Raw genomic sequence first — 14231 nt, 5'->3', positions numbered from 1 at the left:
TCCAGAGCCCGATCAACCTCGCGGGTGAAGCGCGCAATCCGGCCAAGAGCGTGCCGTTTGCAGTGATCGGCTCCATTCTCTGCGCGCTCGTGATCTACGTGCTGCTGCAGATCGCCTATATCGGCGCGGTCAATCCGGCCGACGTCGCGAAGGGCTGGAACACGTTCAACTTCAAGTCGCCGTTCGCGGAACTCGCGATCGCGCTGAACCTGAACTGGCTTGCGATCCTGCTCTACGTCGATGCCTTCGTGAGCCCGAGCGGCACCGGTACGACTTATATGGCGACGACCGCGCGCATGATCTACGCGATGGAGCGCAACAACACGATGCCGAAGATGTTCGGCGACGTGCACCCGTTCTACGGCGTGCCGCGCAACGCGATGTGGTTCAACCTGCTCGTCTCGTTCATCTTCATGTTCTTCTTCCGCGGCTGGAGTTCGCTCGCGGCGGTGATCTCGGTGGCAACGGTGATTTCGTACCTCACGGGTCCGATCAGCCTGATGGCGCTCAAGCGCGCCGCCACGGACATCGAGCGCCCGCTGTCCGTGCCGTTCATGAAAGTGATCGCGCCGTTCGCATTCGTCTGCGCATCGATGATCCTGTACTGGGCGAAGTGGCCGCTGACCGGCGAAATCATTCTGCTGATGGTCGTCGCGCTGCCGGTGTACTTCTACTTCCAGCGCAAGCAGGGCTTCGAAGGTTGGGGCCAGGATCTGAAGGCCGCATGGTGGCTGTGCGCATATCTGCCGATCATGGCGCTCCTCTCGCTGATCGGCAGCAAGCAGTTCGGCGGCGCCGGTCTGCTGCCCTACGGCTGGGACATGCTGGTCGTCGCGCTGATCGCGCTCGTGTTCTATTACTGGGGCGTGAATTCGGGCTACCGCTCGCCGTACCTCGCGGAACGCCAGGAGCACGACGAAGTCCTCGAAGGCATCGCAGTCCATTGAACGTCGACCGCCTGTGTACGCGCCGTACAAAGGCGACCTCAGCAGGCAGATTTGCTGGTCGGTTCTCCGTCAACGCACCCAGGCCTTGCGTCTGGGCCGGATAGTAGCCTTTGTCTCGGCGGTAGTTATTCGGTGCCAGCATGACTATGGCAATGTCGCGTTTCGCCTGGCCGCGTCGGGTTCCGTCATGATCTTCGCGACGATCAGCGCGATCAGAAAAACGAGGAATCGCAACCCTCGACGACGACCTGACGCCCGTATCAGGCCGGTACGGCGACGTTCGTGCCATCGCTTCGCTCTGCGACTCGTCGGCATAGTTTCTGTGCTCGCCGGTGCGGGAGGGACCGACGTCCCGTTGCGTCGTGCAAGAAGTAGACGTCAAAGTAGTATCGATATTCGTCTGGAATAGATAGATGCGTTTTGTCAATTTTGCATCCATCGGACGGCGTACAAGCCTATGAAACCTCTATTGCGTCGTCACGAAGAGTTCAGCTGTACCACAGGATCGGGTGTCGCCGTTGCGGACATTGCACGCGCCCGAACCACGTCTCACCACGACCGGCGCGCCCTCACGCGCGCCAGCGTGACGTTCTGCGGGCTCCCGGCCCAGACTGCGAGCGCGGAGTAATTGTCGGCGTGCGGCGCGCTGCCCGAATGACGGATCGCCTCGTGCTCGATCAGCACAGCCCAGTCGTCGACGGTATGAACGACGCGCAAGCGATCTTCGAGTGCATCTTCCGCAACGGATTGCCAGAGCCCATCGGTGCAGAGCAAGAACACATCGCCATCTTCGAGCGCGTGCGGCGGGCTGATCGCGGGCGCGATCTGGCCGCGCATGCCGAGCGCCATATGCAGCCAGGCGGGATTGACGCCGTCGCCTGGCAGGCCCGCGTCCAGCAGTTGCTGCCGCACGCTATGATCGCGCGTCTGTTCGATCAGCGCGCCGCGTGCGAACCGGTAGAGCCGGCTGTCGCCGAGATGGACCCATTGCGCAATGTCGTGACGCCGGTCGATGAAGAGCGCCACGACGGTCGCACTCATGCGGCCGCGCTCGCAGTCGCGCTGCTGCATCGCGAGAATCGCGGCGTGTGCTTCCTCGATGCACTCAAGCAAGGTCTGCGCGAGCGTGCGGCCGGTGTGCTGCGCCCGGTGGAGGATCCGTTCGACTGCGCAACGCGAGGCGATTTCGCTGCCAGGATCGCTGGAGACGCCGTCGCTCACGACAAAGCAGGCGTAGTCGTCCGTGATCGTGTAGCCAAGTGCATCCTGGTTGCTGTCCCGCTGTCCCGCACGCGAGAACTGGGCGCACGAGAGATTCATGCGTCGGCAGAACGCGCTGGGCGGCGTCGCGCATGATAGTTCCTCACCTCGTCGTCGTACGCACGCAGGAAGGCCCGGCCGAATACGGCGCTGAAGTCATCCTCCACCGCAAGCATCGTCTCGTGGTGCATGCGTTCATAGCGATTCCACAAGCGCGCCTTGCGCAGCATCGGCAGGAGCTGTTCGTAGCGGGTTGGCTCGCTTCGTTCGGAGAGACGTGAGGGCGAGAATCGCTGCAGCAGGTCGTTCAGGGCGGCGCGCATGCCCGCGACCATGGCGATCTGGTGTGCCTGCAGGTCGTGGAACGCGTCTTCCACTGCGCCGGGCGGCGTCATGAAGCCGGGGAACGGCAGGCCGAACATCTGCCGCAGCGCCGCGCTGCCGTCGGGCAGCAGCTTCAGCGGGTTGTTCTCGCGGTCGAGCAGTACGGTCATGTCGGCTTTCACTTCGCGTTTGAGGATGCTGCGCGAGGAGAGGAGCTCGACAGTGCCATTGGTGAACAGCGCGAGCAGTTGCCCCGCCGTGTGCAATTGCTCGGTTGACCAGTCGCAGGTGGCCTTCTCGAGACCCGCGCCGCGCAGGAAGGCGGAAAGGAGGGCGTCGGCCGAGTCGGGCGCCGTCGAGGCAGTGTCCGCATCCGCTGAAGCGGTGCTGGCTGGTGGCGACACGCTTGCGCTTTTTGCGTCGCTTTTGTCGTTCGTGCCAGCCGGCTTCTGGGGTGCCGGTCGTGGCACGCGCGGCAGCGCATCGCGCTCACGCCCGGCCTCCGGCTTTGCGAACGCGCTTGTGCGCAAAGGCGTATCGGCCGCACGCTCGATGGCGCCGCGCAACGCAAATTGCGCCACCTGCGTCGTGACGGGCTGCGCAATGGATGAGTCGGCACCGCCTGAGCGTGCGAAGAGCGCGAGGGGATCCGTGGGGATGGGCGGCGTGTCGTTGAGCCCGGCGGTTGCCGTGCCTGGCCTCGCGACTTTTTGCGCGACGGGCGTAGCGGCCGCGCTTGCGGTCGTCGCGCCAGCGTTGCCGCCAACGCCCGCCTGCGCACGCAGCACATACGGGCCGATGCGGATCGCATCGCCGGATTCGAGCGCATGCTCCTCGGTGTATTCGAGTGGTGTGTCGTTGATCTCCACCACCGAGACGCTGCTCAGATTCTTCAGCACGCAGTGATCGCCGTCGATCTGCAGCAGCGCCTGCAGCCGCGAAACCTGACGCGTTTCGTCGGGCAGCACCATCTGGTTGTCGGCGTTGCGTCCGATCGTGCCACCTGGCGGACGAAACTCCACGCTGGTTTCGGCGTGGACCGGTTCTCCTGCGTACTCGATGACGGTCAATTGCATGATGCAGATTGAATCACATAAAGACGGATAAAAATGTGCGCGGCGCGGGACGGTCCATCAGGACGGTGCAACCTTGCGGCGCGCGGCGTCGAACGCGGGTCCCCAGATCGGGTGGCCCTTCTCCGCGGCGGACAATTCGAAATGCGGATCGATTCGCAGGATTGCCTCGAACTCCGAGCGGCACTGGGCAACGCGGTTCGTCACGCAGTAGCTGAACGCCATCAGCTTGTGCGCGTCGATCTGCGTGGAGCGGTCGCCGTCGACGAAGGCGTTGCTGTTGCGCAGTAGCTGGATGGTGCGCTGGTAGTCGCCCGCAGCGTACGAGTCCTGTGCGGCAGCAACGGCATTTGCCGCCGTGCGTTGCGCGGGCGACAGGCTCGTGCAACCGCCCGCAGCAAGAACCGTCGCGACCAGGGTCAGTAAAAATGCGGCAGCGAGGGCAACTCGCGTGCGATTCGCGCGTAACAAGTTCCAGGTAATCGGCCAGGTCATTTTCGGCGATCCGGTATTTACTTCTTCATATGAGGCGTGAAAGTAATTTCTACGGCTCGTGAATTTTTTATAGAGGTGGCATTCGGAGAGCGTTGCGATCACGAATCGTACGAACTATAGTCTAGTCACATGGATTTTCATCATATGAATTATTACTCGTGAGACACGACCGGCGATAGATTAATTTAATTCCGGGAATATTCGAAAGGCATTGCCCCAATTCCGCTTGTTGACGCGGAAAATTTCGGGGCAGGCGTTCCGGGAGCAGCGACTTCCAACCCCTGAATTCAGGCTTGAATGCAGGAGCGTGGGACGCTTTTGCCTTTGCAATCGACAACGCGAATTCGCGCTGAATTAGAGGGTTTGGACGGTATGTACGGAGTATCATTTAAGCGCGTGCATAATCCACGCGAAGGGATATACTTTGCCCTTTTATTATTGTGCGGGTGCGCATCGACAGAGAAAGATTTGCCGGTCCCTTATGCCGTCACCTTTCACGTGGCGGCTGACGTGAATCGCGACTCGCAAAACCGGCCTGCTCCTGTTGCGTTGCAAACATTTCAACTCAAATCCGATAATAATTTCAGGAAGGCGGATTATTTCTCTCTGCAGAACAAGCCGGAAGACGCGCTGGGCCCGGAGCTGGCGGGCACGGACCGGATTGTCCTGAGGCCCGGGGAGTCGCGTACGCTTCACTACACCGGCGGCGAGACGGTGCGCAGTCTCGGCATCGTGGCGGGCTACCGCACCCTCGAAAAGCGCCGCTGGAAAATTACCGTGGCGTTGCCGCAGCCCGCCAGCACCAACCTGTTCAAGTTCTGGCAGGGCAAGCCTTCCGAAGCGCATTTCGTAATCGTGGTGCAGGGCGACGGACTCGTCGCGACGCCGGCCAGCGGTGACGCACGATGAACGACCGCATGAATCCTCCTGTCGCGCCTGCCACGGGCAGTGCCGGACTGCGCGACCGAGTGGTGTGGTCCGAAGGCATGTTTTTGCGGCCGCAACACTTCCAGCAGCTCGAGCGCTATTTCGAGCGCTATGTGCACTTGCGCTGCGCGCCGCTGCAGCGCTTTCTGTGGGGCTTCGCATCGCTGCAGATCGACGAGGAGGCACTCGCGCAAGGCAAGGTGATGCTGCGCGCGGCAAGCGGCATCCTGCCGGACGGCACGCCGTTCGACTTCTCGCATCTCGACGAGGCGCCCGAAGCGCTCGAGGTGAGCGCCGATGTGCGCGACGCCACGGTCGTGCTCGCGCTGCCTGCGTCGCGCAGCAACAGCGCACAGGTGACGTTCGGCGGCGGCGCTCGCACGCTTGCGCGCTATGTGGCGCACGAAGCCGAGATTGCCGATGTCAACGAAGTCCGTCTGGAGCCCGCACTGGTTCAGTTAGGACGACTGAAGCTCAAACTCGCGCTCGCCGCCGAGCTGGACGACGACTGGTACGCAATGGGTGTGCTGCGCGTGGTGGAGCGGCGCGTCGACCGTCAGCTGGTGATCGAGGAAACGTATATTCCGCCGCTGCTCGATGCGCATGCCCACCCGCAGCTCGCGGGCTATGTGCAGGAGCTCGACCGGCTGCTATCGCAACGCAGCGAGCTGCTGGCGGGGCGCCTCGCGCAGGCGGGGCGCGGCGGCGTGTCGGAGGTCGCCGACTTCCTGCTGTTGCAACTCGTCAACCGTTACCTCGCGATCGCGTCGCACACGGCGCAGACGCCGGGTATTCACCCGGAGCTGCTGTTTCGCGACTGGCTCAAACTGGCCGCCGACTTCGCCACCTTCACGGCGGCTTCACGCCGGCCCGAGGTGTTGCCGGTGTATCAGCACGACGACCTGCGCGCGACCTTCGGCGCGCTTTTCGCGGAGCTGCGCCGCTCGCTTGCGACGGTACTCGACCAGCACGCGCTGCAGATCGCGCTCGAAGAAGCGGGCAACGGCGTGCGGGTCGCCGTGATCGCCGACACCTCGCTGCTGCGCGATGCGGGCTTCGTGCTGGCCGTGCGCGCCGATATTCCCGCCGAGAGCGTGCGTGCGCGCTTTCCGTCCCAGATCAAGCTCGGCCCGGTGGAGCGCATTCGCGATCTGGTGCAACTGCAGTTGCCGGGCATTGCCGTGCGGCCGCTGCCGGTCGCGCCGCATCAGATTCCCTACCACGCGGGCCACAGCTACTTCGAGGTTGACAAGGGCGGTGACCTCTGGCGCCAGCTCGAACGCTCAGGGGGCCTCGCGCTTCATTTAGCGGGCGACTTCCCGGGCCTTGCGATGGAGTTCTGGGCGATCCGCGAGATGCGCACAGGCGACGCGCGTGAGCGAGACATCCGATGAATCCGCTCAACGATCCCGTCTCTGTCGAACGCGCTTCCGGACACGGTGCCTTCATGGCCTCGCGTTCCGGGTTCGGCCCGGCGCCTGGCGACGAGGCGTGGCAGGCGGACGCGCTTCACGAGCAGGCGAACTGGCTCCCGGGCTCGGCGGCTTCCGGGGATGGCGGCAATCCGCTCGTCATCGCGGCCAACGCGCTGCTGAACCTGATCCCTCAGATCCGCTACACCGTGCACCACCCGAACCCGGCGTGGCTGCGCGAGCATCTCGCCAACGAGATCCGCCAGTTCGAACAGCGCGCGCGCGACGCGGGCGCCTCGCCCGAGCAGATCGGCGCGGCGCGTTATTGCCTTTGCACGGCCCTCGATGAAGCCGCGGCCCTCACGCCATGGGGTGGATCGGGCGACTGGTCGGCGAACAGCCTGCTCGTCGCGTTCCACAACGAAACGTGGGGTGGAGAAAAATTCTTCGAACTCCTCAATCGTTTGATGCAGCAGCCGCGCGAGCAGCTGAATCTGCTCGAACTGCTTTACTACTGCCTCGTGCTCGGCTTCGAGGGACGCTATCGCGTGCTCGACAACGGCCGCGCCCAGCTCGACGACCTGCGGCACACGCTTGCGCGCGCGATCCGCAGCGTACGCGGCGACTACGACGCGGCGCTGTCCACGCATTGGCGCGACGAGATCGCGCGCGAGGACCCGCAGCGCTTCGCCGTGCCGCTCTGGGCCTGCGCCGCGTTGACCGTGCTGGTGGGCTTCGGCGTCTATGTCGGACTCGATCTCGCGCTGGCTGGCCGCTCCGACAGGGCTTTCGCAATGATTGGCCGCCTCCAGGTGCCGGGCGTGCGCCTGCAGGCGGCCGAGCCGCAGGCAGTGCGCCCCGTGCCGCCGCCGCGGCTTGCGGGCTTTCTCGCGCCGGAGATCGCCGAAGGTCTCGTGGAAGTGCGCGATCTCGCCGACCGCAGCGTGATCGTGCTGCGCGGCGACGGGCTCTTCGAGTCCGGATCCGCCACTGTGATCGACCATTATCAGCCGACGCTCGCGCGCGTCGCGGCGGCGCTCGCGCAGGTGCCTGGCGCAGTGGTCGTGGCCGGGTACACGGACAACGTGCCGGTGCACAGCGCGCGCTTTCCGTCAAACTGGGACCTCTCGGTCGAGCGCGCGCAGGCCGTCGCGAGCATCCTTGCCGCGCGTCTTGGCGACAGCACCCGCGTGCGCGCCGAAGGGCGCGGCGCCACCGATCCCGTCGCGCCAAACGACAACGCGGCGAACCGGGCGCGCAACCGGCGCGTCGAGATCACCTTGCGCGCCGCGCCGCCGAAGCTCGCGACGCCGGGCTCGGGAGACGCTCCGTGAGCCGCGTCGCGAGTTCCGCGTGGCGCGGGGTGCGCGCGCTGCTGGGCGCGCGCGTCTGGGCCGTGATCGGGCTTGCTGCGCTCGCGGCGCTCATCTGGCTCGTCGGGCCGTTGATCGCGGTGGGTGCGTACCGGCCGCTCGACAGCGCCATGGCGCGCGTGCTCGTCATCGTCCTGCTGCTTGCGGTGTGGGCTGGCCGCGCGGGGTATCGGCACTGGCGCGCCGCGCAGCTCAACGCGCAGTTGCTGAGCCAGTTGCGCGAGCCCGTGGAAGCGCGCGCCGCGCATGCGGAGGAAGCGCCGCACACCCAGGAGCTGCGCAGCCGCTTCGACGAGGCCGCGCGCCTGTTGCGCAACGCGCGGCTTGGCGCTGCGCAGGGCGGTCAGGGCGCGCAGGTCGCTCAGGGCCTGCGGGGACGCACAGGGCGCTGGTTCGAAGGGTTCACGCGACAGTATCTTTATCAACTGCCGTGGTACGTCTTCATCGGCGCGCCCGGCTCGGGCAAAACCACGGCGCTCGTGAATTCGGGGTTGACGTTTCCGCTCGCCGAGCAGTTCGGCAAGGCCGCGATCCGCGGCGTGGGCGGCACGCGTCATTGCGACTGGTGGTTCACCAACGAAGCCGTCCTGATCGACACGGCCGGCCGCTATGCGACGCACGAAAGCAATCGGGCGCTCGATCAGGACGAGTGGTCGGGCTTCCTCTCGCTGCTCAAGAAGTATCGTGTGCGCCAGCCGCTGAACGGGGCGCTGCTCACGATCAGCGTATCGGATCTGCTGGGCGCGACGGAGGTCGAGCGCACCGCGCACGCCATGGCGCTGCGCAAGCGCCTGCAGGAGCTGCGCACGGAGCTTGGTATCCAGTTGCCGGTCTATGTGCTCGTGACGAAGGCGGACCTGCTCTCGGGCTTCAACGAGTATTTCGCGCGCTTCAATCGCACCGAGCGCGCACAGGTGTGGGGCTTCACGATCGCGCTCGCCGAGACCGAGGCTCGCGACTTCAGCCTGCGTACCGTGTTCGATCGCGAATACCGGCTGCTGCACCGGCGTCTGAACGACGCGCTGCCGGAACTCTTCACCGCCGAGCCCGACGCGCGCAGGCGCGAGCTCATCTACTCGTTGCCGCAGCAGTTCAGCGGCTTGCAGGAGTTGCTCGGACAGTTCGTCGAGCAGGTGTTTTCGAGCTCGCACTTCGATTCGATGCCGCTCCTGCGCGGCGTTTATTTCACGAGCGGCACGCAGGAGGGCACGGTCTTCGACCGCGTGATGGGCAGCATCAAGCGCTTCCTGAAGATCGACGGCGTGCCGCCGGCGCCTCATGCGCCGGCGAGCGGGCGCAGCTTTTTCCTCAAGGACCTGCTGCAGGAACTCATCTTCAAGGAGGCGCGGCTCGCCGGCACCGATCTGCGCTGGTACCAGCGCCAGCGCATGCTGGCGCTCGTGGGCTACGCGCTCCTCGCACTCCTGCTGGCGGGCGCGCTGGCGGCGTGGGTGGGCAGTTATGCACGCAACCGCGCGTACCTCGCGGCGATCGAGGCGAACGTGCCGCAGATCGATCACACGCTCCAGGGCGTGACCATCACCGACGCCGACAACATTGCGCGCGTGCTGCCGATGCTCGACGCGATTCGCAACGTCGCGCACGTGGATGGCGTCGATCCGGCCAACCCGTCGCTCGCGTACCGCTGGGGCCTCTTCCAGGGTGACAAGGTGCAGTCCGCCGCTGAGAACGTCTATCACCGCGCGCTCGACGAACTGCTGCTGCCGCTCGCTGCTCGGCGTCTCGAAACGGCGGTGCGCGACGCGCCACCCGACGACCCGGCCTATCTCTATGCGGCCCTCAAGGCGTATCTGATGCTGTACGACAGCGCCCATTACGATCCGGATTTCGTGCAGGCGGTCCTGGATCTCGAGATCGCCTCGGCGCCGGGCGCGAATCTCACGCCCGCGCAGCGCAACGATCTGCGCGCGCACATGGCGGCGCTGTTCGCGGGCCGCGTGGTGGTTTCGCCATTTGCCCGGAACGAGCAGATGGTGGCCGGCGCGCGCGAGAAACTCACTCGCCTGACATTCGCGCAGCGCCTCTATGCACAGCTCGCGCGCACGCTGCGGCCCGCCGCGGCGGCCTGGGACGTGAGCGCGGCGCAGATGGCGGGCCCCTCGGGCGCGCTGGTGTTCCGGCGCGCGAGCGGCGCGAGCCTGAGCGACGCCGTGCCGGGCCTGTTCACCTACGACGGCTACTGGAAGGTCTTCGACCGGCGGCTCGACGCGGCGGTCGATGCGTTCGGCCGCGACGAAGTCTGGGTGCTCGGGCTGAGCGCGCCGGAAGCCGCGACGCCAGCGGAGGTGAGCGCGCGGGCGAAGGACGTGCGCTCGCTCTACTTCGACGACTACATGCGCCGCTGGGACGACTATCTCGGCGATCTGCGCTTGCAGAGCACGTCGACGCTTGCGCAGACGACGCAGATCGCCCGCATTCTCTCGTCGCAGGACTCGCCGCTCGCGCGACTCGCCGATGCCGCCGCGCGGCAAACGACGCTTTCGCAGGGCGCGAACACGGCGAGCGGCGCGAGCGGACTCGCCGCGAACGCGCAGGACAAGGTGAACCAGGCGCGTGAATCGCTGGCGCAGATCCTGGGTCAACCGCAGGGCGGCGGCGACGCAGCCGGCGAGCCAAGCCGCCCCGAAGCGGTGGTCGACGCGCACTTCGCGGACCTGCGCGAGTTCAGCAGCCTGGAGGCGGGCGGCGCCGGCGGCGCGAACGGCGCACCCGGCACGAGCGCGGCGCTGGCGGGCGTCCTCAAATCGATCGACGGACTCTACACCTGGCTCACGGCAGCCGACGCCGCACTGCGCGGCGGCGGGACACCGCCGCAGTCGGACAACGCCGACCAGATCCGCGCCCAGGCGGGCCGCATGCCCGCGCCGTTCCGGCAGATGCTGGGCGACCTCGCGAACGCCGCGCAGAGCAATGTGACGCGCAACGTCGACCAGAATCTCGCGCAAAACGCGTCGGTCAACATCGGCGACTTTTGCCGCCAGGCGATCGCGGGGCGCTATCCGTTCGCGCGCGGTTCGACGCGCGACGTGGCGCCAGGCGACTTCGCGCGCGTGTTCGCGCCGGGCGGCCTGATGGACGACTTCTTCCAGAAGAACCTGCAAAGCCGCGTGGACGCGAGCGTCCAGCCGTGGCGTTTCATCGGTGGATCCGGCGCGTCCGCTGACAGCGCGCTGCTCGCCTCGTTCGAAAAGGCCGCGGTGATACGCGACGCGTTTTTTGCCGGCGGCGCGCGCGAGCCGACCATCAAGGTGGAGATCAAGCCGCTCGACATGGACCCGGAAATCTCCGAGTGGACGCTCGACGTGGACGGCCAGCAGGTGCGCTACGCGCATGGGCCGCAGGCCCCCGTCACGGTGCAGTGGCCGGGGCCGCGCGGCATGAACCAGGTGAGCCTGCAGATCACCGAGCAGTCGGGGGCGACCGACGGCTTCACGATCCAGGGGCCGTGGGCGTTGATGCGCCTGTTCGATCGCGGCGCGGCGGCGCGCGCTCAGGCATCGGAACAAATGGTGGTTGGCTTCAACGTGGATCATCACGCGCTCGCCATGCAGGTGACGGCGGACAGCGTGCGCAATCCCTTGCGTCTTACCCAACTGGAGTCGTTCTCGTGTCCGGGGAAATCATGAACGGTCCCTGCATCGGCGCTGAATTCGGGTTGCCCGCGTGGTATGGCAAGTTGCCGGGCGCGGGCGACTTCGTTGGCCGCCGCATGCCGGGCCAGCTCGCGCGCACCTGGGAGCGCTGGCTCGCGCAGGGCATGGCCTCCGCTCGCACGGGCCTCGATGTGCGTGCGCCGGTCTGGCGCTTCGCGATTCCCGCCGGCAGCGGCGACGGCTGGGTGCAGCTCGGTTGCGTCGCGCCGAGTCACGATCGCGTCGGGCGGCGCTATCCGATCGTCGTCGCGCAGGCCATTGCACCGTCCGCCCATGCGGGCTACGGGAGACCCGGCGGGCCGGCGCTCGCTTGCGCCGACGCGCGCATCCGGGCGATGGACGCCATCGTTCAGGACGCGATCCGCCGCGCGCATGGACCGGAGGAGTTCGATCTCGCGCTGGCCGAGGGGCTGCGCGACGACGCGGCGCGCCCCCCGGGAGAAGGCGCGCGCGACGGCGCCCGCGAGGCCACGGCCGCGGACGGGGGCTGGCCGAACCTGTGGGAGTACTTCGACCCGAACGGCATGACGAGCTTCTGGTGGACCGATGCCGGAGACGGCGCGCCGCGCACCGACGTCCACACGGGTGGGCTCGACACCGCGCTGTTCCAGCGGCTCTTCGGCGAGCCGGGCAGAGGCGAGCGATGACACGCGCCGCCTCGAAGAACGTGCGGCGCGACGGCGCGCGCGCCGCACAGGGAGGAGGGACATGACCGAATCGCACTACGCCGAAGCGGCGGCGCACGCCGCGCCGCCTGGCGCCGATGGCGTGCGGCCGTTGCCGAACGGCCACCGCCTCGCCGGGTTCGAGCTCGACTCGGTGCTGGGCAAGGGGGGCTTCGGCATCGTCTACCGGGCGTTCGACCGCACGCTGCAGCGCGCGGTCGCGATCAAGGAATACATGCCCGCGATGCTCGCTTCGCGCGCCGGCGATTTCACGGTCGCGCTGCGCGCGCCGCGCTTTTCGCAGGCATTCGACGCGGGCCGCGCCGCGTTCCTGAACGAGGCGCGGCTGCTCGCGCAGTTCGACCATCCGGGGCTCGTGAAGGTGCTGCACTTCTGGGAGAGCCACGGCACCGCCTATATGGTGATGCCGTTCTACGAAGGCCAGACGCTCGAGCAACTCCAGAAGCGCGGCAAGCCGATGAGCGAAGCGGCGCTGCGGCGCCTGCTCGCTTCGGTGCTGGGCGCGCTGGACGTGTTGCATCGCGCGCAGTGCTTTCACCGCGACATCTCGCTCGACAACATCCTCATGCTGCCCAACGGCAACCCGGTGCTGCTGGACTTTGGCGCGGCGCGCAAGCTGATCGGCGACATGGTCGACGAGACCGCCATGATGCTCAAGCCCGGCTACGCGCCGATCGAGCAATACACCGACGATCCCGCGTTCAGGCAAGGACCCTGGACCGACATCTATGCGCTGGGCGCGCTCGCTTATGCGCTGATGACCGGCGAGTTGCCGCCGGCGGCGGTGGTGCGCAGCATTCAGGATCAGTACCGGCCGCTGGCGGGCCGTGAAGCCGCTGGCCATGACGCGGAGCACTACGGCGAGCGCCTGCGGGCCGCGATCGATCACGCGCTCGCACTGCGCATCGAGGACCGGCCCGAGTCGGTCGGCGCATTCGCCCAGGCGCTGGACTTGCACGAGGTCTCGCCAAGCGTGTTCGTGCCCGCGGGCTATGACGCGCCCGCCCGCGCGGCAGGCATTGCCGCTGACGTTGCGGCGGCGAGCGCGCAAGACGACGCAACGCCCGAAGCGCCCGCACCGCAGGGAGAAACACCCGCCGTAGAGGCGGCTCCTGCGCCTGCCGATGCCACTGGCACTGCCACCGCCACTGCCACGAGCGAAGGCGATGGAGCCGAGACACCGGCATCCGTCGAGGCCCGGCCGCATGACGGCGCGGTGCCGCAAGAGCAAAACGAAGCACCGTATGAGGCTGTTCGCGCGCAAGCAAATGCACAACCGGCCGGAGATGATGTCTCCACGGAGACTGTGGAACGCCGAGAAAGTACGGTCTCCGAAACCTCGCATCGGCATTTCAGTTGGCGCACGCTCCGCATCCCTGTGCTGGTCCTGCTGCTCATACTCGTAGTGGGTGTTCCTGTTCTACGATTCGCGATTCATGCGCCGCCCGTTGCCCAGCAGGCGGCCGCGAGCCGCAATGCGCCGCCCGCGCCGGCGAGCCATGCGCCCGCACTCGCGCAGGCGCTTCCCGGCGCCAACGCGCCGCGGCAGTCGTCCGCGCAAGCGCAGCAGCAGCCGGGCGCGTCGGGGTTGATGCCCGCTGCGCCTGCGCTGACCACCGACACGACGGTGGTGGAAGTGCAGGCGGGCAAGGACAAGCCCGTCAATGCGACCGATGCGGCCACTGCCGCCGCCGCGGTGCAGCCAGCCCAAACGAACGCAGCGGCCCAGCCGCCCGCTGAAGCGCAAGGCTTGCCTCCGGTATCCGGCGCATCCGCGCCGGTTGTCGCGCAGGCCCCGCATTCTTCGGTGCGCATGCCCGCGTCGCTGCCGCCCGTGCGTGTGCACTTCCAGATCATTCCGTGGGGCGAGGTCTATGTCGATGGCGTGCGGCGCGGTATCAGCCCACCGTTTCGCACGGCGAGTCTGGCGCCAGGCACCCATCGCATCGAGATCCGCAACGGCACGTTGAAGCCGTACGTGCGCCTGGTGACGCTCGATGCGGGCAGCGCGCCGCTCGAAATCAGCCATACGTTCGAGTAATTCCAGCAAGGAGACCGCA

At 66.9% G+C, this 14231-nt stretch carries 10 protein-coding genes and 1 pseudogene; 7 read left to right on the top strand and 4 right to left on the bottom strand.

Annotated features, from left to right (window positions below; all coding sequences use genetic code 11):
• The coding region (locus M3A49_RS36055) for an APC family permease (protein WP_266233141.1) at positions 1-947 on the top strand (947 nt) is incomplete at its 5' end.
• 61 nt (positions 948-1008) lie between these two features.
• On the opposite strand, the pseudogene M3A49_RS42815 reads toward M3A49_RS36055, so the two are convergent.
• The 4 genes and pseudogenes from M3A49_RS42815 to M3A49_RS36040 all read right to left on the bottom strand — a co-directional run.
• Positions 1009-1236 (bottom strand): annotated as a pseudogene (locus M3A49_RS42815) (type II secretion system protein GspG); the annotation flags it as partial.
• 260 nt (positions 1237-1496) lie between these two features.
• On the bottom strand, positions 1497-2267 hold the full coding sequence (locus tag M3A49_RS36050; RefSeq protein ID WP_254357691.1) for a PP2C family protein-serine/threonine phosphatase: 771 nt from the start codon (positions 2265-2267) through the stop codon (positions 1497-1499).
• Entirely contained in the window at positions 2264-3607 is a 1344-nt protein-coding gene (tagH, locus tag M3A49_RS36045; protein WP_266233140.1) for a type VI secretion system-associated FHA domain protein TagH, read from the bottom strand. The genes M3A49_RS36050 and tagH overlap by 4 nt, the downstream gene beginning before the upstream one ends.
• Positions 3608-3664: 57 nt before the next feature.
• Positions 3665-4099: a TssQ family T6SS-associated lipoprotein gene (locus M3A49_RS36040; RefSeq protein ID WP_266233139.1), complete on the bottom strand. Its 435-nt coding sequence runs from the start codon at positions 4097-4099 to the stop codon at positions 3665-3667.
• Positions 4100-4396: 297 nt separating this feature from the next.
• Between M3A49_RS36040 and tssJ the strand changes: the two genes are divergently transcribed.
• The 6 genes from tssJ (at position 4397) to M3A49_RS36010 (ending at position 14212) form a co-directional block, all read left to right on the top strand.
• Positions 4397-5008 (top strand): type VI secretion system lipoprotein TssJ, encoded by a 612-nt coding sequence (tssJ, locus tag M3A49_RS36035; RefSeq protein ID WP_323183467.1) that lies wholly within the window; start codon positions 4397-4399, stop codon positions 5006-5008.
• Positions 5009-5016: 8 nt separating this feature from the next.
• Positions 5017-6420, top strand: a complete 1404-nt coding sequence (gene tssK / locus M3A49_RS36030) for a type VI secretion system baseplate subunit TssK (RefSeq protein ID WP_266233145.1) — start codon at positions 5017-5019, stop codon at positions 6418-6420.
• Positions 6417-7772 (top strand): DotU family type VI secretion system protein, encoded by a 1356-nt coding sequence (locus M3A49_RS36025; protein WP_266233137.1) that lies wholly within the window; start codon positions 6417-6419, stop codon positions 7770-7772. Before tssK ends, M3A49_RS36025 begins: the two co-directional genes overlap by 4 nt.
• Positions 7769-11458, top strand: coding sequence for a type VI secretion system membrane subunit TssM (gene tssM, locus M3A49_RS36020; protein WP_416339081.1), 3690 nt, complete (start codon positions 7769-7771; stop codon positions 11456-11458). The genes M3A49_RS36025 and tssM overlap by 4 nt, the downstream gene beginning before the upstream one ends.
• The gene (gene tagF, locus M3A49_RS36015; RefSeq protein ID WP_254357697.1) at positions 11455-12132 is read left to right on the top strand and encodes a type VI secretion system-associated protein TagF; all 678 of its coding nucleotides are present in this window, start codon (positions 11455-11457) and stop codon (positions 12130-12132) included. Before tssM ends, tagF begins: the two co-directional genes overlap by 4 nt.
• Before the next feature lie 61 nt (positions 12133-12193).
• On the top strand, positions 12194-14212 hold the full coding sequence (locus tag M3A49_RS36010; RefSeq protein ID WP_266233136.1) for a serine/threonine-protein kinase: 2019 nt from the start codon (positions 12194-12196) through the stop codon (positions 14210-14212).
• The last annotated feature ends 19 nt before the right edge of the window (positions 14213-14231 follow it).

Origin of the sequence: Paraburkholderia sp. CNPSo 3076 (genome assembly GCF_026343935.1) — a bacterium.
GTDB classification, from domain to species: domain Bacteria; phylum Pseudomonadota; class Gammaproteobacteria; order Burkholderiales; family Burkholderiaceae; genus Paraburkholderia; species Paraburkholderia nodosa.
This window is presented reverse-complemented; position numbering and strand designations above follow the sequence as displayed.